The organism is Citrobacter sp. RHB35-C17 (assembly GCF_013816795.1).
Taxonomy (GTDB): domain Bacteria; phylum Pseudomonadota; class Gammaproteobacteria; order Enterobacterales; family Enterobacteriaceae; genus Citrobacter_A; species Citrobacter_A amalonaticus.
Genome location: NZ_CP057150.1, coordinates 4,082,694 through 4,104,169 on the forward strand (window position 1 = coordinate 4,082,694; position 21,476 = coordinate 4,104,169).

General features: G+C 54.0%; 20 protein-coding genes. 6 read left to right on the forward strand and 14 right to left on the reverse strand.

Annotated features, from left to right (window positions below; genetic code table 11):
* Positions 1–115: 115 nt before the first annotated feature.
* From treB to nrdG, 4 genes are all read left to right on the forward strand, one after another.
* Positions 116–1,534, forward strand: a complete 1,419-nt coding sequence (treB, locus tag HVZ37_RS19460; protein WP_044264669.1) for a PTS trehalose transporter subunit IIBC — start codon at positions 116–118, stop codon at positions 1,532–1,534.
* Positions 1,535–1,581: 47 nt separating this feature from the next.
* The gene (gene treC / locus HVZ37_RS19465) at positions 1,582–3,240 is read left to right on the forward strand and encodes an alpha,alpha-phosphotrehalase (RefSeq protein WP_044253228.1); all 1,659 of its coding nucleotides are present in this window, start codon (positions 1,582–1,584) and stop codon (positions 3,238–3,240) included.
* 404 nt (positions 3,241–3,644) lie between these two features.
* Positions 3,645–5,783, forward strand: coding sequence for an anaerobic ribonucleoside-triphosphate reductase (gene nrdD / locus HVZ37_RS19470; RefSeq protein WP_042999228.1), 2,139 nt, complete (start codon positions 3,645–3,647; stop codon positions 5,781–5,783).
* 259 nt (positions 5,784–6,042) lie between these two features.
* Positions 6,043–6,507, forward strand: coding sequence for an anaerobic ribonucleoside-triphosphate reductase-activating protein (gene nrdG, locus HVZ37_RS19475; RefSeq protein ID WP_181627898.1), 465 nt, complete (start codon positions 6,043–6,045; stop codon positions 6,505–6,507).
* A 47-nt stretch (positions 6,508–6,554) separates the two neighbouring features.
* Here nrdG and HVZ37_RS19480 read toward each other — a convergent pair whose 3' ends face one another.
* From HVZ37_RS19480 to pmbA, 12 genes are all read right to left on the reverse strand, one after another.
* A complete protein-coding gene (locus tag HVZ37_RS19480) occupies positions 6,555–8,465 on the reverse strand; it encodes a PRD domain-containing protein (protein ID WP_061069571.1) in 1,911 nt (636 codons plus the stop codon).
* A 16-nt stretch (positions 8,466–8,481) separates the two neighbouring features.
* On the reverse strand, positions 8,482–9,222 hold the full coding sequence (locus HVZ37_RS19485; RefSeq protein ID WP_042999225.1) for a KDGP aldolase family protein: 741 nt from the start codon (positions 9,220–9,222) through the stop codon (positions 8,482–8,484).
* A complete protein-coding gene (locus HVZ37_RS19490; RefSeq protein ID WP_130097384.1) occupies positions 9,219–10,337 on the reverse strand; it encodes a DgaE family pyridoxal phosphate-dependent ammonia lyase in 1,119 nt (372 codons plus the stop codon). The genes HVZ37_RS19485 and HVZ37_RS19490 overlap by 4 nt, the downstream gene beginning before the upstream one ends.
* Entirely contained in the window at positions 10,321–11,454 is a 1,134-nt protein-coding gene (locus HVZ37_RS19495; RefSeq protein WP_181627899.1) for an amidohydrolase/deacetylase family metallohydrolase, read from the reverse strand. The genes HVZ37_RS19490 and HVZ37_RS19495 overlap by 17 nt, the downstream gene beginning before the upstream one ends.
* Positions 11,455–11,551: 97 nt before the next feature.
* Positions 11,552–12,196: a DUF4310 family protein gene (locus HVZ37_RS19500; protein WP_042999222.1), complete on the reverse strand. Its 645-nt coding sequence runs from the start codon at positions 12,194–12,196 to the stop codon at positions 11,552–11,554.
* Positions 12,197–12,207: 11 nt separating this feature from the next.
* Positions 12,208–12,984 carry a DUF4311 domain-containing protein gene (locus tag HVZ37_RS19505; RefSeq protein WP_042999221.1) on the reverse strand — a complete coding sequence of 259 codons (777 nt, stop codon included), beginning with the start codon at positions 12,982–12,984 and terminating at the stop codon, positions 12,208–12,210.
* A 22-nt stretch (positions 12,985–13,006) separates the two neighbouring features.
* Entirely contained in the window at positions 13,007–13,306 is a 300-nt protein-coding gene (locus tag HVZ37_RS19510) for a DUF4312 family protein (protein WP_044264676.1), read from the reverse strand.
* A gap of 2 nt (positions 13,307–13,308) precedes the next feature.
* A complete protein-coding gene (locus tag HVZ37_RS19515; RefSeq protein ID WP_012134368.1) occupies positions 13,309–13,671 on the reverse strand; it encodes an SFCGS family glycine-rich protein in 363 nt (120 codons plus the stop codon).
* An 11-nt stretch (positions 13,672–13,682) separates the two neighbouring features.
* A complete protein-coding gene (locus tag HVZ37_RS19520; RefSeq protein WP_061075410.1) occupies positions 13,683–14,021 on the reverse strand; it encodes a glycine dehydrogenase in 339 nt (112 codons plus the stop codon).
* Positions 14,022–14,326: 305 nt separating this feature from the next.
* Positions 14,327–14,827, reverse strand: coding sequence for a DUF2726 domain-containing protein (locus tag HVZ37_RS19525; protein WP_141227656.1), 501 nt, complete (start codon positions 14,825–14,827; stop codon positions 14,327–14,329).
* A gap of 110 nt (positions 14,828–14,937) precedes the next feature.
* Positions 14,938–15,324: a cytochrome b562 gene (cybC, locus tag HVZ37_RS19530; protein WP_181627900.1), complete on the reverse strand. Its 387-nt coding sequence runs from the start codon at positions 15,322–15,324 to the stop codon at positions 14,938–14,940.
* Between the two features lie 52 nt (positions 15,325–15,376).
* Entirely contained in the window at positions 15,377–16,729 is a 1,353-nt protein-coding gene (pmbA, locus tag HVZ37_RS19535; RefSeq protein ID WP_044264679.1) for a metalloprotease PmbA, read from the reverse strand.
* Between the two features lie 95 nt (positions 16,730–16,824).
* Here pmbA and yjgA point away from each other — a divergent pair, with 95 nt between their 5' ends.
* A complete protein-coding gene (gene yjgA, locus HVZ37_RS19540; RefSeq protein ID WP_044264681.1) occupies positions 16,825–17,376 on the forward strand; it encodes a ribosome biogenesis factor YjgA in 552 nt (183 codons plus the stop codon).
* Positions 17,377–17,440: 64 nt separating this feature from the next.
* Here the strand turns inward: yjgA and HVZ37_RS19545 are convergent.
* A protein-coding gene (locus HVZ37_RS19545) for an IS3 family transposase (RefSeq protein WP_249033498.1) occupies positions 17,441–18,804 on the reverse strand; the annotation gives its coding sequence in 2 pieces (ribosomal slippage) (positions 17,441–18,300 and positions 18,300–18,804; 1,365 coding nt in all).
* 73 nt (positions 18,805–18,877) lie between these two features.
* A complete protein-coding gene (gene mpl / locus HVZ37_RS19550) occupies positions 18,878–20,257 on the reverse strand; it encodes a UDP-N-acetylmuramate:L-alanyl-gamma-D-glutamyl-meso-diaminopimelate ligase (RefSeq protein WP_099433533.1) in 1,380 nt (459 codons plus the stop codon).
* 175 nt (positions 20,258–20,432) lie between these two features.
* Between mpl and fbp the strand changes: the two genes are divergently transcribed.
* The gene (gene fbp / locus HVZ37_RS19555; protein ID WP_042999215.1) at positions 20,433–21,431 is read left to right on the forward strand and encodes a class 1 fructose-bisphosphatase; all 999 of its coding nucleotides are present in this window, start codon (positions 20,433–20,435) and stop codon (positions 21,429–21,431) included.
* The last annotated feature ends 45 nt before the right edge of the window (positions 21,432–21,476 follow it).

The window sequence follows — 21,476 nt, forward strand, 5'->3', positions numbered from 1 at the left end:
TTGTGATCTTCGCTGCGTTTCGGGAACGTTCCCATTTTTAATTTTTTATCCCGGATATACTCTGTGGCCATCGCATAACCCCCCCTTTTCACTGTCATCGCCACGAGGCTTCATGATGAGCAAAGTTAAACAAGCGGATATTGACCGGCTGATAGAGCTGGTAGGCGGGCGAGAGAATATCGCCACCGTGAGTCACTGTATTACGCGCCTGCGCTTTGTGCTGAATCAGCCAGCAAACGCCAGACCGAAAGAAATTGAAGCCTTACCGATGGTTAAAGGCTGCTTTACCAACGCCGGTCAGTTCCAGGTGGTGATTGGCACCGAGGTTGGCGATTATTACAAGGCGCTGCTGGCCACCACCGGGCAGGCACACGCCGATAAAGAGCAGGCGAAAAAAGCGGCTCGTCAGAACATGAAATGGCATGAGCAACTCATCTCCCATTTCGCTGAAATCTTCTTCCCGCTGCTGCCGGCGCTGATTAGCGGAGGCTTGATCTTAGGTTTCCGCAACGTCATTGGCGACCTGCCAATGAGCAACGGTCAGACGCTGGCGCAGATGTATCCAGCGCTGAAAACGATCTATGACTTCTTGTGGCTGATTGGCGAAGCCATCTTTTTCTATCTGCCAGTGGGCATCTGCTGGTCGGCGGTGAAAAAAATGGGCGGTACGCCGATCCTCGGCATCGTGCTTGGCGTTACGCTGGTATCGCCACAGTTGATGAACGCGTATCTGCTGGGGCAGCAGGTACCGGAAGTATGGAACTTCGGCCTGTTCACCATCGCGAAAGTAGGCTATCAGGCGCAGGTCATTCCGGCGCTGCTGGCTGGCCTGGCGCTGGGCGTGATTGAAACGCGCCTGAAACGCATCGTGCCGGATTATCTGTATCTCGTGGTGGTGCCGGTGTGTTCATTGATCCTCGCGGTCTTCCTCGCTCATGCGCTGATCGGTCCGTTTGGCCGCTTGATTGGCGACGGTGTGGCCTTTGCGGTTCGCCATCTGATGACCGGCAGCTTCGCGCCGATTGGTGCCGCGCTGTTTGGCTTCCTGTACGCCCCACTGGTGATTACCGGCGTGCACCAGACCACGCTCGCCATCGACATGCAGATGATCCAGAGCATGGGAGGAACGCCGGTATGGCCGCTGATTGCCCTTTCCAACATCGCGCAGGCGTCTGCGGTGGTCGGCATTATTATCGCCAGCCGTAAACAGAACGAACGCGAGATCTCCGTTCCTGCCGCGATCTCCGCCTATCTTGGGGTCACTGAACCAGCAATGTACGGTATCAACCTGAAATACCGCTTCCCGATGCTCTGCGCAATGATCGGCTCCGGTCTCGCCGGTCTGCTCTGCGGCCTGTACGGGGTGATGGCGAACGGTATTGGCGTTGGCGGCCTGCCGGGCATCCTTTCTATCCAACCGACTTACTGGCAGGTCTACGCCGTCGCGATAGCCATCGCCATTGTCATCCCGATCGTGCTGACTTCTATGGTTTACCAGCGCAAATTCCGTCAGGGCACGTTACAGATTGTCTGATTTTATTCGGGGCGCACTTGCGCCCCTCGCATAACCAGGAATTGACTATGAATACCCTTCCCCACTGGTGGCAAAACGGCGTCATCTACCAGATCTATCCCAAAAGCTTTCAGGATACGACCGGCAGCGGCACCGGCGATTTACGCGGCGTGACTCAGCGCCTCGATTACCTGCATAAACTGGGCGTAGATGCCCTCTGGCTGACCCCGTTCTATATCTCACCGCAAGTGGATAATGGCTACGATGTCGCTAACTACACCGCTATCGATCCCGCTTACGGTACGCTGGATGACTTCGATGAACTGGTCGCCCAGGCAAAAGCACGCGGCATCCGCATTATTCTCGACATGGTGTTTAACCACACCTCCACGCAGCACGCCTGGTTTCGTGAAGCGCTCGACAAAGACAGCCCGTATCGCGAGTTTTACATCTGGCGCGACGGCACGCCTGATGCGCTGCCCAATAACTGGCGTTCCAAGTTTGGCGGCAACGCCTGGCAATGGCATGCCCAGAGCGAACAGTATTATCTGCACCTCTTCGCCCCGGAACAGGCGGACCTGAACTGGGAAAACCCTGCCGTCCGCGCCGAGCTGAAAAAAGTCTGCGAATTCTGGGCCGATCGCGGCGTGGATGGCCTGCGCCTGGACGTCGTCAACCTGATCTCCAAAGATCAGCGCTTCCCCAATGATCTGGACGGCGACGGTCGCCGTTTTTATACCGATGGGCCGCGAGCGCATGAATTTTTGCATGAGATGAACCGCGACGTCTTTACGCCGCGCAAGCTGATGACGGTCGGTGAAATGTCCTCCACCACGCTGGAACATTGCCAGCGCTACGCCGCGCTGGACGGTAGCGAACTGTCGATGACCTTCAATTTTCATCACCTGAAGGTCGATTATCCCAATGGAGAGAAATGGACGCTGGCGAAGCCCGATTTTGTCGCACTGAAGACCCTGTTCCGCCACTGGCAGCAAGGAATGCACAACGTCGCGTGGAATGCGCTGTTCTGGTGTAACCACGATCAGCCGCGCATTGTGTCGCGCTTTGGTGACGAAGGCGAATATCGGGTGCCGGCCGCGAAAATGCTGGCGATGGTGCTGCACGGTATGCAGGGCACACCGTACATCTATCAAGGGGAAGAGATCGGCATGACCAATCCTCACTTCACCCGGATCACCGACTACCGCGATGTGGAAAGCCATAACATGTTTGCCGGGCTGCGGGCGGAGGGTCGCGATGCCAATGAACTGCTGGCAATCCTGGCCAGTAAATCCCGTGACAACAGCCGTACGCCAATGCAGTGGAATAACCGCAAGAACGCCGGTTTCAGCCAGGGTGAACCGTGGATCTCCCTGTGCGATAACTACGCGGACATCAACGTGGAGAACGCGCTCGGCGATAATTCGTCTGTGTTTTATACCTATCAACGGCTGATTGCGCTGCGTAAATCCGAACCTGTGTTGACCTGGGGTGACTATCAGGATCTGTTACCAGACAGCCCACACGTATGGTGTTATCAGCGCGAGTGGCAAGGACAGCGGCTGCTGGTCATTGCCAATCTGAGCGGTGAATGTCAGGCCTGGTTCCCGGAATCGTACCGGGGTAACTGGCAGGTGTTGATGCACAACTATGATGAAGTTTCACCACTGCCAACGGCGATGACGCTGCGTCCTTTCGAAGCGATCTGGTGGTTGCAGAAGTCATAAACTGAACACATTTTGCCCGGCAAACTCTCGATGCCGGGCAAAAAGGTCGCCCCGCGTTAGCTTACTGTTTTTGTTGAATAAATAATCAGATTTTTCTATATCACAATTTACAATCGCTATAACGCCCGCCAACTGTACGCTCTGCTTTTTACCTTGCGCTATATCAAAAAAATCGCAAACACTTTTGATGCAAATCACTATATATAGAACTTAAAATGCAATCCGCCCCAACATGTTGTATTAATCAACTACATTTACAACAACAATGATGTCCACAGTCAAGGTGACTTTGTGGATAACATGGGACTGGATTGCGGGAAGTGATTGGATAGAGAGATGAATAACCATATCAACGCCTCCCGAGCCTCTGTGGATAACCTGTTCTTATACATTATGGAGTGATCATGACACCGCATGTGATGAAACGAGATGGCTGTAAAGTGCCGTTTAAATCAGAGCGCATCAAAGAAGCCATTCTGCGTGCAGCTAAAGCAGCGGGAGTCGATGACGCAGATTACTGCGCCACCGTCGCAGAAGTCGTTAGCAGTCAGATGGACGCGCGTAGCCAGGTCGATATTAATGAGATCCAGACGGCGGTTGAAAACCAACTGATGTCAGGCCCTTACAAGCAGCTGGCGCGCGCCTACATTGAATATCGCCATGACCGTGATATTCAGCGAGAGAAACGCGGTCGTCTGAACCAGGAAATTCGCGGCCTGGTAGAACAGACCAATTCCGCGTTGCTCAATGAAAACGCCAATAAAGACAGTAAAGTCATCCCGACCCAGCGCGACCTGCTGGCCGGTATCGTCGCCAAACACTACGCCCGTCAGCATCTGCTGCCGCGTGATGTGGTACAGGCGCACGAGCGCGGTGATATTCACTACCATGATCTCGACTATTCCCCGTTCTTCCCGATGTTCAACTGCATGCTTATCGATCTCAAAGGGATGCTGACGCAGGGCTTTAAGATGGGTAACGCAGAAATCGAGCCGCCAAAATCCATCTCTACCGCCACCGCCGTGACCGCGCAAATCATCGCGCAGGTCGCCAGCCATATTTACGGCGGCACCACCATTAACCGTATTGATGAAGTACTGGCGCCATTCGTGACTGCCAGCTTTAACAAGCACCGTAAGACGGCGGAAGAGTGGCAAATTCCGGATGCCGACGGCTACGCGCATTCCCGTACCGAGAAAGAGTGCTACGACGCCTTCCAGTCTCTGGAGTATGAGGTCAATACGCTGCATACCGCCAACGGCCAGACGCCATTTGTGACCTTTGGTTTCGGCCTGGGCACCAGTTGGGAATCGCGCCTGATTCAGCAGTCCATTTTGCGTAACCGTATCGCCGGTCTGGGCAAAAATCGCAAAACCGCCGTGTTCCCGAAACTGGTGTTTGCGATTCGTGACGGCCTGAACCACAAATTTGGCGATCCGAACTACGACATCAAACAACTGGCGCTGGAGTGTGCCAGCAAGCGCATGTATCCGGACATCCTGAACTACGATCAGGTCGTGAAAGTCACCGGTTCGTTCAAAACCCCGATGGGCTGCCGCAGCTTCCTCGGCGTGTGGGAAAACGAGAAAGGCGAACAGGTTCACGATGGGCGTAACAACCTCGGCGTGATAAGCCTTAACCTGCCGCGTATCGCGCTGGAAGCAGGTGGTGATGAGCCGACGTTCTGGAAACTGCTGGACGATCGTCTGACGCTGGCGCGTAAAGCGCTAATGACCCGTATTGCCCGTCTGGAAGGCGTTAAGGCTCGCGTCGCGCCGATCCTCTATATGGAAGGCGCCTGCGGCGTACGTCTGAAAGCCGATGATGATATCGCGGAAATCTTCAAAAACGGTCGTGCATCGATTTCACTGGGCTACATTGGTATCCACGAAACCATCAACGCCCTGTTTGGTGATACGCATGTCTACGACAGCGAAGCGCTGCGCGCGAAAGCGGTTGCCATTGTTGAGCATCTGCGTCAGGCCGTCGATAAATGGAAAGAAGAGACCGGCTACGGCTTTAGCCTGTACAGCACGCCGAGTGAAAACCTGTGTGACCGCTTCTGCCGTCTGGATACCGCCGAGTTTGGCGTCGTGCCGGGCGTCACCGATAAAGGATACTACACCAACAGTTTCCACCTTGATGTGGAGAAGAAGGTGAACCCGTACGACAAAATCGATTTTGAAGCGCCTTACCCGCCGTTGGCGAGCGGTGGCTTCATTTGCTATGGCGAATACCCGAACATCCAGCACAACCTGAAAGCGCTGGAAGATGTCTGGGACTACAGCTATCAGCATGTGCCGTATTACGGCACCAATACGCCAATCGATGAATGCTACGAGTGCGGCTTTACCGGTGAGTTCGAATGCACCAGCAAAGGCTTCACCTGTCCGAAATGCGGTAATCACGACGCGGCACGCGTGTCGGTAACCCGCCGCGTCTGCGGTTATTTAGGCAGCCCGGACGCACGTCCGTTTAACGCCGGTAAACAAGAAGAAGTGAAGCGTCGCGTTAAACATTTAGGGAATGGGCAGATCGGTTAATTTCCGTTTGCAAAGGCCGTAGGCCTGATAAGACGCCATCGCGTCGCCATCAGGCATCACAATGTTGCCGGATGGCGGTGCAAGCACCTTATCCGGCCTACTACCGCTAACTACAGTTCCAATGTCGTGGTTTTCCTCTAAGCAGTTGGTGTTGTAGCAAGGCGGCAAACGAACGAATCCCGGGGAGCTTACATCAGTAAGTGACCCGGGTGAGTGAGAGCGGCCAACACAGCTACAGCGCCAAATGCAACGAGGAAAAATGAATTATCACCAGTATTATCCCGTCGATATCGTTAACGGCCCCGGTACCCGCTGCACCCTGTTTGTTTCAGGGTGCGTGCACGAATGCCCTGGCTGCTACAACAAAAGCACCTGGCGGCTGAATTCCGGTCAGCCATTCACAAAAGCAATGGAAGACCAGATCATTAGCGATCTAAACGATACGCGGATCCACCGCCAGGGGATCTCCCTTTCCGGCGGCGATCCGCTTCATCCGCAGAACGTACCGGATATCCTGAAGCTGGTGCAGCGCATTCGTGCTGAATGTGCAGGTAAAGATATCTGGGTGTGGACCGGCTATAAGCTGGATGAACTCAACGCCGCGCAACTGCAGGTTGTGGACCTCATTAACGTGCTGGTGGACGGCAAATTTGTGCAGGATCTGAAAGACCCGGCGCTGATCTGGCGCGGCAGCAGCAACCAGGTTGTCCATCATTTACGGTAAACACTATGGCGGACAGCATCTGCTTTCCGTCTTTCCTGCCCCTCCCATCAAAAACGACTCACACACTCCATTGCCACCGCTTTAAACTCGGCGAAGTTTTGGCTGCCGCACAGTCGCGTCATAGCGCGTTCACGCAGGAAAGTGACAAAGATATCGTAGATGGCCATTGCCTCTTCGTACTCGCTTTTACTGATAGCGAGTAAAAAGATCACATGTGCGGTTTCGTCCCCCCAGGCGATACCCTGCGGGGCGAGCACCGTGTAGACCACCGTTTTTTTCGCCAGCAGTCCGAGGGCGTGCGGCAGCGCAATGCTGTCACCGAGCATCGTGCTGACAATCGCCTCACGTTCCACCACCGAATCGAGGAATTCCGCGTCGACAAACCCTTCACGCTGCAACTGATCGCACAAGGTTTTAAACAGCGTCTGCTGGTCCATCTCGCCTTCGATAATACGAAAATGCGCGGCATCGAAGTATTTGTTCAGCATCCACGGACGGGTTCTGTCCACCAGCACTAACTTACCGATCTGCTCCAGTTGATAGTCGGTAGGAAACGGGGCGATCTGCACGACCGGCTTGTCTTTCTCACCGATCCGCGCCGTGGCGATCACAAAGTCCTCCGCGATACTCTCGCGCTGTTCGTAATCACGCAGCGTCAGCGTGTTTACAATCTCGATCTGCGGATATTTGCGCGCCAGTACCGCTTCAATCATCCGCACCATCGCATTTCCCGTGTCGCAGACCAGCAGAACTTTTGGCTGCCGCTGGTAACCGATGTTGTAACTACGTTCAAGCCCAACGCCGATGTGTAACACCAGAAAGCCGATCTCGTTTTCGCTGATGGCGTAAGGGGTGTATTTACCCCAACTGGAGACTGCCGCCAGGGTCATATCCCATGCCATGGGATAGTGTTGCTTGATGTTCTCCAACAGCGGGTTCGGGATCATGATCTGATAGCGCACCCGGGTGATCATCGTTTTGATGTGAGTGAGTAAATCCGCATGAAGCTGGTTATCATTCAACAGGTTATAGTTGTACTGGCTGTTGATAAACCGCAGGATGTAATTGACCAGCGCCTCCTCGTCGTCGGCATTGATCGCACTGGGCGCAATCTCCTGCACCTGCCGCGCCGCGATATGTACCTTCAGCCAGTTCTCTTCCGACACCGAGAGCGGATGATTTGCCAGATGCTGCACGACAGCGGCAATCTCACGCGCCGCCAGGCACACGTTCTCTTCCACCTCTTCGTTGGTGAATTCCGACAACGGATACCCTTCGCTGATACGGCGTACCGCGACCGCGCAGTACAGACGTAAAAACAGCTCGCCTTCGTCAGTAAGGCGAATATGGAAGCGATTGAAAATCTCCTCAAGCAGCGGTTGAAGCTGCGATGGCACCCCGGCATACAGCGCCTCTTCGGTCACCAGCGGATTAGCGGGATCCTGCTGCGCCAGCGTCCAGAGAAGGTCAGTCAGACAGGCGCGGATCGCCATCTCGCTGCCGAACAGTTTCATGCCATGGCGCGGACGCGTTTCCAGCGTCAAATGATAGCGTTGCAGCCATTCACGCACTTCTGCCATGTCGTTTTGTAGCGTCGCCCGACTGACAAACCATTCATCAGCTAAATCTTCGAGTTTGAGAGAAAAGGCGGATGTCAGAAAACGTACCATCAGGTAATGTACGCGTTCCTGACTGGTGCGCGGAATTCGCAGCGCGCTGGGCTGCTGCGATTGCAGGGACTGATAGCTTGCCGGGTCATCGATCCTGAGCTGATAACCGTTGCCCCGGCTGAGGATAAACTGCGCGCCGTGCTGAGTCAGCAGGGCGTTGAGCGCTGTAATATCAGCACGAACAGTTCGTGTGGAAACCGACAACCGCTGCGCCAGCTCATCCTGCGGCAGCGTCTCGTTTTGCAACATCGTAAATAGTTGCGCCAAACGTTGGTTGGGGAATCGCACATCACTCTCCTCGTTTTTAACCTACACACGCCCTGGTCAGCGCCAGCAACTGGCGCACATCGTCCGGACGGGTGTTTCCGCTTACCTTATCAATAATAGAACTATAAATGTGAGGAATGATTTTACTGACGCCAGCGTCGAGGGCAATTTGCAGAATCTCAGCGTAGTTTTCCAGATCGATCCCGCCGGTTGGCTCCAGCCAGAAATCATGACGCGCACAGGCTTCAGCCACCGCGTTAAACTCGTCACGGCATTTCAGACCGCCCATCGGGAAGTATTTGATCGAGCTACCGCCCATATCTTTCAGCAGCGCGATAGCCGTTTCGACCGGGACAATGCCGTCCGCCGCTTTGCTACTCAGCGGCCCGGTGGAAATTTTGACCAGACCTGGCGTACCGGTTGGCGATACCAGACCATTGACCACCGTCTCACTCTGCCCGAGCAGGGCGCGGCTGGTTGCCACGCCGGTGAACACCTGGTTGACGTGTTGCGGCTGAACCTGGCGAGAGATTTCACTGACCATCGCCGACTGGTTCGGATCGCCCGCCCCCAGCCCTACGGAGAGCGCATTGTGGATAAGTGCCGCGTAGTCACGCATATCCGCCACCGCGCTTTCGACATCCGGGTAATTTTTGGAGAGTACACCGACCAGCACATGACCTTCCGCCGCGTCGTAAATGTCACGCGCGTTCTCTTTCGAGCCGGCCAGTACATTCAGGCAGACGCGATCGCGATAAAAGTTCGGGGTCAATTTCATGCTTGTTTCTCCTGATTAATCACGTCGCCAATCCGGCGCGCCACAATGTCCAACTGTGCACGATCAACACTGCGCACATCTGCTTCAATAATTCCTTCGTTGGCTTTGTAACCACGGAAGTAAATCGCGTATTCACCCTGCTTGAGCGCATCCACCAGTTCGCCTGTCGCGATGCCGGTAACAGCTTCATCAAACTTAATTTCTGCGCGGGCGATATCCCGTCCCGCGCTGTCCCACACCACGCGAGCGGTCACACCGTTGAGCACATTCAGCGCATCAATAAACGGCGTCATTTTTTCCACCATCTCCGCGCCGCTCTCTTTCTGCGCATTCAAATAGAGTTCAATGGCACAGGTCAGGCCGAGAATCCCCTCTTTGCCGACCTTCATCGCCCGACCAATACCCGCCGTCTGGCGTTTCACCCACTCGACGTACTGGGTTTTGCCGATGACCAGTCCGCTGGTAGGGCCTTCGATCGCCTTCGCGCCGCTGTAGATCACCAGATCGGCCCCCGAACGGTAGTAGCACTGCAGATCTTCTTCCGCCGCCGCATCAACAATCAGCGGCAGATTGTGTTTACGCGCCACGACGACGGCCTGCTCAACGCTGAGCATGCTTTTTTGTACACAGTGGTGGGATTTGATGTAAAGAATCGCCGCCGTGCGCGGGGTGATTGCCGCCGCCAGCTGTGCGGCAGAGCATTCATTGGCATATCCGGCTTCCACCAGCTTGCCACCGCCCAGCGCCACCATCGTGCCAACCGGCGCACCAAAGTTAACGTTGTGCCCTTTCGGCAGCACGATTTCGTTATTCTCAATCGGTGTGATGTGCAGGTTCTCCAGCAGCCAGTCGCTGTCCTGGACCAACACGGCGGCCACCGACTGAGCAATGCCCGCAGACGCACAGGAAACCACCGTCGCCCCTTCCACATCCAGCAGCTTCGCAATGTATTCCCCGGTTTTATTCACCAGATCTTTCATCTCAAAGTACTGGTTCATACCGGCTATCGCCGCTTCCACCACTTCCGGGCGCGGCGTGGACACGCCCAGCGCCGTCATTCGTCCGGAGGTATTAATTACCTGCTTTAAATGGTATTTCTCAAAAATCGAAGGCATGTTCCGCGCTCCCTTGTTCGGTCATATAGCCCTTGCCCGCACGTATTGCGGCAAGCGGCACCAGCAGTTTTTCAGCCTGTAAGCTGTCATTTTCGGCATCGATCAGCACGGTTGGCTGACGCTTCAGCGTAAAGAGGGTTAAGTCAGCGTCCAGACCTGGCTGGAGGCGACCTTTGGATTTCAGACGCAAGCCGTCGGCGGCATTCGCCGTCACACAGTTGATGACCTGCGGCAGCGACATCCCGATGGCGAGGAATTTCGACATCACATTCGCCAGCGAATGCACCGGGCCGTTAATACGGTTGCGGCAATAGATATCAGAACTGATGGTGTGCGGCCGAATGCCTAAGCTGATGGCACGTTTCGCCACCGCAAAACTCAGGCTGGCCGTGCCGTGCCCGACGTCCAGACGCACGCCGCGCTGAATCGCCCGGGTGACCGAGGCGCGCAGTTCACCCTCCGGCGTCAGAATGCGATTGGGTTTTCCGTTGTAGCAGTGGGTGATGATATCGCCCGCCGTCAGGCGCTCCGCGATCTCATCCAGATCCGGCGGGTTATTGCCAATGTGGACCATCAGGGGCAAATCACCGTTCGCTTGCTGCATCGCTTTGGCGCGTTCCAGCGGCGTGATGCCATTTTCACCCACCACGCTGCTGCTCATACGCGCTTTCAGGCCGACGATGAAATCAGGGTAGCGTTTCACCGCCTGCTGTACCGCGTCGGCATCGATGTTGGCCATATTCGCCAGTTCGTTTTGTGCAATCAGCCCGACGCGGGAGATATTCAGAAGTGCATAGACTTCCGTCGCGGCGTCGCGCGTGAGGGCATAGAAATCATCAATATCATCGGCACCGGTACTGCCCGCATCCACAACGGTCGTCACGCCGGTGGCAATGCCTACGCTGTCCGGTTCGTCGTGATAAATCGGGGAATTTGGATAACAGTGAACGTGTGAATCAATCCATCCGGCGCTGACGTAGTACTCGCCGTTGAGCTCAACGGTTTTCACCGCCGGGTCGTTTATCTCGCCTAACGCGGCGATTTTGCCGTCCTTCAGGGCGATATCACAGACCGTATCGTCAACCAGACGCGCACGGCGAAGGAGTAAATCAAACATGTCTCTCTCCTTTTGCCGGATAGCGGCATAACCACCCTATCCGGCCAACAAAGACGCGCTTATCCGTAGGCCTGATAAGCGCTTTGCCATCAGGTAATTAGCTAATCGCAATCGGGAAGATTGAACCTAAAATCATGGCGCCAAGGATAGCGCCCCCGGTGATCGGTTTCTGCCAGATGTAAAACAGCAGTGCGCCGACCAAAGAACCCACGCCGATAGGGATCGACGCCGTCATCGCGCTGAGGATGATCAATGGGCCGAGGAAACGCCCCGAGGCGTTACCGGCCCCCATCATCACGTCCGCCCCGTAGGTCGAGTCACTCTGATTGATGGTGAACTTACGCGCCAGGATAATGACGTAACCAATCGCCAGGCCAATCGCCAGCCCCGTAGCGAGAGAAGCGATAAAGTTCTCAACCGGGAACACAATGCCTGCGCCCAACAACAGCGCCGGAACCCCCAGACCAACGCCGGTCTGAATCGCACCGCCGATATCCAGAATCCCCACCAGGGAGCCTTCGATAATGCGGGCGAACAGGAAGCTGGCACCAAACGCGGCCACTGCGCCGTACGATCCGGTATCAATCCCCGCTTTCAGCATGGCCACGAACGCCACTTCGTTAAACGCGCCAATCCCGTACAGGTAGTACATGTGCGTCCCGGCAAACACACCGGAGGAGAGCAGGCCAACGAAGATCGGGAACGACCAGTCGGCAAACCAAAAACCTTTATTCTGTTCCATTGTGGCCTCCGTTATTTGCCGCTAAGCGAGTTGTGGATCAGTTCGAGCCAGTTCGGCACGGTCATGTGGAAGGATTCGATCATCTTCATGTCGAAGCCACGGAAGAAGCCGCTCAGGACGAACAGCAGAACGATGGCCGCCATCATCACTTTGGTCACATGGTTCCAGCCGCTCTCTTCAACGCCTTTACCAATCAGGATGCCGAGGACCAGACCCGGTACGGCGTTACCCATGATCAACTGTGCCGCGCCGCCGAAAACGGTTGCCCAGAAGCCTGATTTCTTACCGGCATCGATCGCCGCCAGCCAGAAGATCACCGGCATCACGGTGTTGACCAGCAGGTTTGCCGCAGGGACCAGCACCTTAACGGCGGTCACCTGCAACGCTTCCGGTACGGAAGAAGCCGTGAGGTTCAGGAAGGTCACGACGATCATGCCGATGACGCCGCACGCAATCGCCATTTTTTTCGGGTCATGCAGCGTTTCACCGACGTTACGGTTTTTGATCATCAGCGCTGCCGCGCCCCAGTTAGGAATGATGCGGTGATCCACGTCCTGTGTGAACGAGCCCGCCGCAACGGATGAGGCCCAGGCGTTGAAGAAAAAGCCCAGACCAAACGAGAAGTGAGAAGCCGGATCCCCTTCGCAGGAATTCAGTTCCCCCAGAGTTCGAAACGCACCCATCCCCTGTGTGGTAGGCGCATGAAACATGCGTGCAGCCCCGGCCCCCACACCCACGCCGACGAGGGCACCGATGATGAGCGATTTTATTAAAATTATCAGGAACATAATTATGCCTTCTTAACAAGAATCAGCGTTGCGAGACAAAATCCACCTTGTCCAGATTGATGGCTGTCACGTTGATGGTCACATCCAGCTCCACGCTGTAAGTGCGTCGTTCCCGGCGCAGAAAGAAGAACAAAAACGCTTCTTTGCGCACCGCTTCACGCGCTTGAACAACCTGCACATCCTGTGGCTCAATACGCAGTAAAATGTGCGGCGATGCCTTCATGACCGCGGCCTGAACGTGGTTCAGGGCATCGGCAAAGGCGCGCGCTTTGGCTTCGCCTTTACCGGTGACTCTCACCGTTGTGGTGAATTGTTCTTTCATACTTACGCGCCGTATTTTTTCTGCCACGCCTGGACCAGGCGCTCGCCAAGCTCTTCTTTATCCATAAAGCCGAACCCCAGCACGTTGCAGCCTTCGTTAATCGCCGTTACGCCTTCATCCACAGAGCGCATCCCGTATTTGGCTTTGTAACCGTATTTGTTCTGTGCAGTGATGGCGCCCGCGCCGCCGCTGCCGCAAAAAGAGATGCCGAACGTGGCGTTTTCCGCTTTCATCACGTCCCCCAGTTTCATATCCGCGGCAACGCCCGGTACTACCACCGCACGACCACCGGCTTTCTCGACGCCTGCCGCCACTTTCTGGCCTTTACCCAGACGATCGCCAATCACGACTGTAATCTGTTCCATGTTGTTGCTCCTTAAAGGTTGTCTTTCGCGACTTCAAAGTGGACGGACAGCAGCCAGGCTTCTTCCTCGGGAAGGTTGCCAAACGCTGCGACCACGTCGCGGGCAAGCGCCATTGAGTCGGCTGAAATTTCATCAAACAAACTGGCTTCCACTTCCGGCAAAGGCTCGCCGGTCACCGACCGGTGCGCCATGGCGCGAACGTGAGACGTCAGCATTTGTTCCTGTACGGCGTTGGGAATGATGTGATGTTCACGCAGCAAGGCATACACTTGCGCCAGCATGCGATCGGCCAGTTCACCAATCTGCGCCACCTGTTCCCCCATGTCGTTCATTACTGCTCCGTTATTCACTCGTCTTACCCCGTTAATGGCTCTGAGTTAAAACTAGCGGTGGGGGTAAAAAGTTTGTAGCGAGTTGTTTTCCACTTCGAAGTGGAAAGGCGAGTGGCAATAGTGATCTGTTCCACAGAAAAGGGGGTTTTGATGATTTATCGCTGGAAAAGTGTGATTTTATTCACAGATTATTAGCTCTGACTACGAATTTACGAGCGTTAAAAAAAAAGCAAAATTGTGACTTCAGGAGGGGATTGAGGTTCTTGATAAGAATGCCTTATGACCCAGAACGTTTTTGAGTGTCTGGGACATAAGTTAAGGTATTAAACCGTGATACGTTTCAAACATATATCAATATCACTGTCACTATATCCAGGCGTAATTTCAAAATAGGCGATACCAGCTTTACGGCAAGCTTCTTTTTTAACTGCATCACGTTGAATGGCATTTCCCTGATAATGAGCACCGCCCTGATATTCAAAAACCGCAAGAGGATCGCCATATCGCGTAACGATAACGAAGTCAGCACGTTTGCTGTTAATACAACCATAGGCCGCTTTATCTTTCGAGCCTATAATTTCTCCAAAACTTACCTGAGCGAAAACCATATGTTCTAATTTGTTTCTCTTTATCGTGTTTTCAAGCTTTCTGTAAAGGTATGATTCCTCTTTATTCATAAGCTTACGCTTATAAAAGTCACCCTGAGCAACAATGGATAACTGATTCGTCGGATCGATATAATTTAAATATTTCTTCTTGGCGGTTTTTTTATTCACGAAGAAAATAACAAACAATGCTACAACGATAAATATCGCATATTCCATTATACTTTTCCTTAGTAAAGTCGTTTACCTATAAATTTTTTGAATAATAGAAAAGGGATTTAAATAAAGAATAAACGAATAAGGCGGTGAAATCACCGCCTTATTACTAATTAACGATACTTCTTGTGATACGCGTTGCGGGTGGTTTTGAATTGTTCCGCCGCGGCCTGCGCTTCTTTGACCTTCCCTTCGTTTGCCAGCTTCAGCGCCCCGTCGATCTGGCCGACCAGAACGTCGAAACCATGACGGAAATCTTTCATTTCCGGGCTATCTGAGGCCTTGCTTTCCAGTTTTGGCGGCGTCGCTTTTTGCGCGTCCAGCGCAGCGGCGCGCATTTTGGTTAACGCATCGGTCACTTGCGTCGCGTTATCCGCTTTTTCGATTACCTTCAGGTTATCGTTAAGCGTTTCCATATTATCTTCCAGATCAGCGGCGAACACGGAAGAGCCCAAAACTAACGTTGAAGCTGCGATGATTGCTAACAGATGTTTACGCATTGCTCACTTCCTTTTTTTATTGTTATGGCGCGGCAGGTCGCGCCATGGATGTTTACTGCCCGGCGATTTTCATCTCCGGCAACAGTACTGAACCACACTGTATATTGCTACGTGTTTCAATATCGTTACCAATCGTCACAATATTGCGCCACATCTCTTTTAAATTTCCGGCGATGGTAATTTCGCTCACAGGGTATTGAATTTCCCCGTTTTCAACCCAGAAACCGGCTGCGCCGCGGGAATAATCCCCGGTAATGCCGCTCACGCCCTGGCCCATCAGTTCAGTGACCACCAGACCGGTGCCCATCTCTTTAAGCATCTGCTCAAAGTTCAGCCCTTGTCCGGCAATACGCCAGTTATGAATGCCGCCCGCATGACCGGTGCTTTTCAGCCCCAGCTTACGTGCGGAGTAGTTGGTCAGCAGCCATTGAGTCAGAACGCCGTCTTTCACAATGTCACGACGTTCCGTGCGCACACCTTCGCTGTCAAACGGTGAGGAGGCCAGTCCTTTCAGCAGGTGCGGATGCTCCTCAATGGTCAGCCATTCAGGCAGAATTTGTTTGCCCAGCGAATCCAGCAGGAATGTGGATTTGCGGTACACCGAACCGCCCGCAATTGCGCCAACCAGATGTCCAATCAGCCCGGTCGCCACTTCGTTAGCAAAAATCACCGGCGCTTTCATGGTCGAGAGTTTACGCGGAGACAGGCGGGATAACGTGCGGCGAGCACAGTCTGCGCCTACCCATTCCGGCGTTTGTAGATCGCCCATCGCGCGACCAATGGTGTAGGCGTAATCACGCTCCATATCGCCGTTTTCTTCGGCAATTACGCAACTGGACAGTGAATGGCGGGTGGAGCAATAGCCCTGCAACATACCGTGGCTGTTGCCGAACACTTTAATGCCATAGTGGCTGTTAAAACTGCCGCCTTCCGTATTGGTGATGCGTTTGTCGGCCTGCAAAGAGGCCTGTTCAGCACGCGCTGCCAGTTCGATGGCTTCGTCCGGGGAAATGTCAGCCGGGTGGAACAAGTCCAGATCCGGCGCGTCAAAAGCCAGCAGTTCTTTGTCGGCTACACCGGCGCACGGATCCGGTGAGGTGTAGCGTGCGATATCCAGCGCCGCCTGGACGGTACGGGCAATCGCCTGTGGGCTTAAATCGGTCGATGAGGCGCTGCCTTTACGGTTCTGATGGTAGACGGTAATCCCCAGCGCACCATCGCTATTGAATTCGACATTCTCCACTTCACCATAACGGGTGCTGACACTGATGCCGGTCGTTTTGCTTACGGCGACTTCCGCCCCGTCCGATTTGCCTGAGGCTAACTCCAGCGCTGTCGAAACTGCTTCTTCCAGAATCTTACGCTGCGCTTCAACTTGTGAGATTACTTTCATCGCAAATGCCATAATGTAGAGAGAGTTTCTTTGAAGTCTAACAGAGAACCGTTTTTCAGTGCGCATCTTAACTGGTAACATTAGCCTCTTTTTTTAAGGAGCCTGACATGACAAAGCAGCCCGAAGACTGGCTCGACGACGTTCCCGGTGATGACATCGAAGACGAAGACGATGAAATTATCTGGGTCAGCAAAAGTGAAATTAAACGCGACGCCGAGGAGCTAAAACGCCTGGGCGCGGAACTGGTGGATCTGGGGAAAAACGCGCTGGACAAAATCCCGCTTGATGCGGACCTGCGTGCCGCCATTGAGCTGGCCCAGCGTATCAAGATGGAAGGTCGCCGCCGCCAGTTGCAGTTGATTGGTAAAATGCTGCGCCAACGCGAGGTGGATCCTATCCGTCAGGCGCTGGATAAGTTGAAAAACCGCCACAACCAGCAGGTGGTGTTGTTTCACAAGCTTGAGCATCTGCGCGATCGTCTGATCGATGAAGGCGATGACGCGGTAGAAGAGGTGCTGAATCTGTGGCCGCACGCCGATCGTCAGCAGTTACGCTCGCTGATCCGCAATGCGAAGAAAGAGAAAGAAGGGAATAAGCCGCCGAAGTCCGCACGTCAGATCTTCCAGTATCTGCGCGAACTGGCGGAAAACGAAGAGTAATCCCGTACGCTAAATAGGCCCGGTAAGCGTCATGGACTGACCCCATAAATCTGGACAGTTTATATTAAGCGGCCTTCAGAGCCTGGGCCCGGTACTCTACCGGACTCAGGCCTTTTAGTTTCAGGCTTATCCGCTCGTTGTTGTAGTAACGGATATAATCCTCTATCGCCTTCCTCAGTTCGCTGATATTGCTGAACTGACTCAGGTAAAAACACTCCGATTTCAGCGTCCCGAAGAAGTTTTCCATCACGGCATTATCCAGACAGTTTCCTTTTCGGGACATACTTTGCGTCATGCCCTGCGCCTTTAACTTTGCCTGATAGCCTGCCATCCGATATTGCCAGCCCTGATCTGTGTGCAGCAAGGGGGCGTCGTCTGGTCCGAGCTTTAAGAACGCATCCCGCAGCATGGTATTAACCATCTCCATCACCGGCCTTTCCGACAGGCTGTAGGAGATTATTTCCCGGTTAAAAAGATCGAGTACCGGCGACAGGTACAGCTTTTTACCCTGCAGCGAGAACTCTGTAACATCCGTAACCCATTTTTCATTGGCTTTTGATGCACTGAAGTTCCTGCTCAGGATATTGGGGGCTGCCTTGCCTGTTTCCCCCTTCCATGAGCGGTATTTCTTCGCCCTTATCAGAGACCGGAGCGACAGCTCTGTCATCAGCCGCTGCACGGTTTTATGGTTCACCAGCAGACCCTGCTTTCTCAGCGAAAGCGTGATCCTGCGGTAGCCATAACGGCCTTTGTGCCAGGCGTATATCTCACGGATTTTATCTTTCAGCCCGGCATGCCTGTCCACCTGCTTCAGGGCATTCATATTGTAATACCATGTACTGCGGGACATGCCTGCCGCGCGCAGGAGGTCTCGCAGAGCGTGCTTATGCCTCAGTTCACTGATTATCAGGGCTTGCTGCCGTTTTTTTCGCTCTGAACCAAGGCCTTCAACTTTTTTAGATAGGCATTCTCTGCCCGCAGGTAACGGAGTTCAGCCCGGAGTTCTTCGGGGGAGAGTTTTTCCAGTTCTTTATCTGTAGGGGATGGGGGGATTTTTTGTTTTGTCATTTTTCCAGGCCGTCCGCGTTGAATGTTTAGCAGTCCTTCCGCTCCGGCATCGTTGTACACGCAGACCCAGTGTCGGACAAGCGTTTCTGCAGAGAGATTAAACCGGGCAGCTGCTTCACGCATCGTCAGGTGGTCACGGATAACCGCCCGGACGACGACGAGTTTAAATTCAGCTGAATGATGTTTATTTTTCCCTGACAGCCCTTCCATACCGTGGAGTTGCCACGCCCTGACCCAGCGACGGACGGAAGTTCTTTCAACACCAAAACGGTCGGCTGTACGCTCTTCTCCGTCTTTTCCGGACAAATAATGATTAACCACAGCCAGTTTTGTTTCAGGGGAATATTTTGGCTTTGCCATAAAAAACTGCACCTTACTCAGTTGAGTGTCCAACTTTTGGGGGGCAGTCCATCAGCGCCACCGGGCATTTTTCTTACTCTTCAGCTTCCGCTTCGGCTTTCTTCGCCAGACCATCCAGCAGTTTCTGGTGAATTCCACCAAATCCGCCGTTACTCATCACCAGAATGTGATCGCCCGGCTGCGCCGTTTTCACGATCATCTCTGCCAGCGTATCCACATCCCCGCTCCAGTGAGCAGGCTGAATGCAGGCGTCCGCCACTTCCGCGACTTGCCACGGAATATGCGGTGGTTGCAGCAGATACACTTCATCTGCGCGGCCCAATGACGGTGCCAGGTCGTCTTTGCACAGCCCCATCTTCATGGTGTTGGAACGCGGTTCCAGCACGGCGATGATGCGCGCCGTGCCGCCTACTTTTCCGCGCAGCGCCGCAAGCGTTGCCAGAATCGCCGTTGGGTGATGGGCAAAATCGTCGTACACCGTGACGCCGTTTGCTTCACCGCGCAGTTCCAGGCGGCGACGGGCATTAATAAATGATCCCAGCGCCTGAGCCGCATCCGCCGGTTGTACGCCAACATGACGGGCTGCGGCGATTGCCATCAGACCGTTGTGCATGTTGTGCTCACCGACCAGCGACCACTTCACAACGCCGACCTTTTCACCGTCCAGCCACACTTCCCATTCAGAAGCATCGACGTTCAGCTTTTTCGCCTGCCAGTGGCCCTGCTCGCCCACCAGCTCCTGTTCGCTCCAGCAGCCCATCGCCATCGTCTGCTTCAGGTTAATGTCGTGCTCAGGATAGATGATCCGCCCCTGCCCAGGCACAATGCGGACCAGATGGTGGAACTGCTTCTGGATCGCTTTCAGATCGTCAAAGATATCCGCATGATCAAACTCAAGGTTATTGAGGATCAGCGTACGCGGGCAGTAATGTACGAATTTGGAGCGTTTATCAAAGAAGGCGCAGTCGTACTCATCCGCTTCAATCACGAAAAAGTTGCTTTCGCCCAGACGCGCAGAAACGTCAAAGTTCCCCGGCACGCCGCCAATCACAAAACCGGGTTTGTAACCGCAAGCGTCCAGAATCCAGGTCGCCATGCCGGCGGTCGTGGTTTTACCGTGCGTTCCCGCAACGGCCAGCACCCAACGATCGCGCAACACAAAATCATGCAGCCACTGCGGGCCGGACATGAACGGAATGTTTTTCTCCAGCACCGCCTCAACGCACGGATTCCCACGGGTCATGGCATTGCCGATGATCACCAAATCCGGCTGCGGGTCGAGTTGACTGGGGTCATAACCCTGAATCAAATCAATGCCCTGATTCTCAAGCAAGGTACTCATCGGCGGATACACATTGGCGTCCGAACCCGTTACTTCATGACCGAGCGAGCGCGCCAGCATCGCCAGACCGCCCATGAACGTGCCACAAATTCCCAAAATATGAATGCGCATACGTCACTATCCTAATTTAACCCAGGGGGCATTTTACGCATATGTCAGCCAAGTGAGAAACGCATTTCAGGATAATCCGTAGTTTGCTGGCGCGATTCACCTGAGCGCAGCCACTGAAATATTTGTTAAGATTGTTACGGTCGCTTTACTCCATATTAATTGCAGGGAAAGTGTTATGAAAACGTTAGGTGAATTTATTGTCGAGAAGCAGCACGAGTTCTCTCATGCTACAGGTGAGCTCACTGCGTTGTTGTCGGCAATAAAGCTGGGCGCCAAGATCATCCACCGCGATATCAACAAGGCCGGTCTGGTCGATATCCTGGGTGCCAGCGGTGCTGAGAACGTACAGGGTGAGGTTCAGCAGAAACTCGACCTGTTCGCGAACGAAAAACTGAAAGCTGCACTCAAGGCGCGTGATATTGTCGCGGGTATTGCCTCTGAAGAAGAAGATGAAATCGTCGTTTTCGAAGGCTGTGAACACGCGAAATACGTGGTGCTGATGGACCCGCTGGATGGATCGTCCAACATCGATGTTAACGTCTCTGTCGGGACCATTTTCTCTATCTACCGCCGCGTGACGCCTGTCGGCACGCCGGTCACGGAAGAAGATTTCCTGCAACCAGGCAACAAGCAGGTTGCTGCGGGTTACGTGGTTTACGGCTCTTCCACCATGCTGGTTTACACCACCGGCTGCGGCGTCCACGCCTTTACCTACGATCCGTCGCTGGGTGTGTTCTGCCTGTGTCAGGAGCGGATGCGCTTCCCGGAGAAAGGCAACACCTACTCCATTAACGAAGGCAACTACATCAAATTCCCGAATGGCGTGAAGAAGTACATCAAGTTCTGCCAGGAAGAGGATAAATCCACGCAGCGCCCGTATACCTCGCGCTACATCGGCTCACTGGTTGCTGACTTCCATCGTAACCTGCTGAAAGGCGGGATCTACCTTTACCCAAGCACCGCCAGCCACCCGGACGGTAAACTGCGTCTGCTGTACGAGTGCAACCCAATGGCGTTTCTTGCGGAGCAAGCGGGCGGCAAGGCGAGCGACGGGAAAGAGCGTATTCTGGATATCACGCCGGAAAGCCTGCACCAGCGTCGTTCGTTCTTCGTCGGCAACAACCATATGGTTGAAGATGTAGAACGCTTTATCCGGGAATTCCCGGACGCCTAAAACCCTTGCCGGATAGGCTGACGCTTTATCCAACTACACACTAAG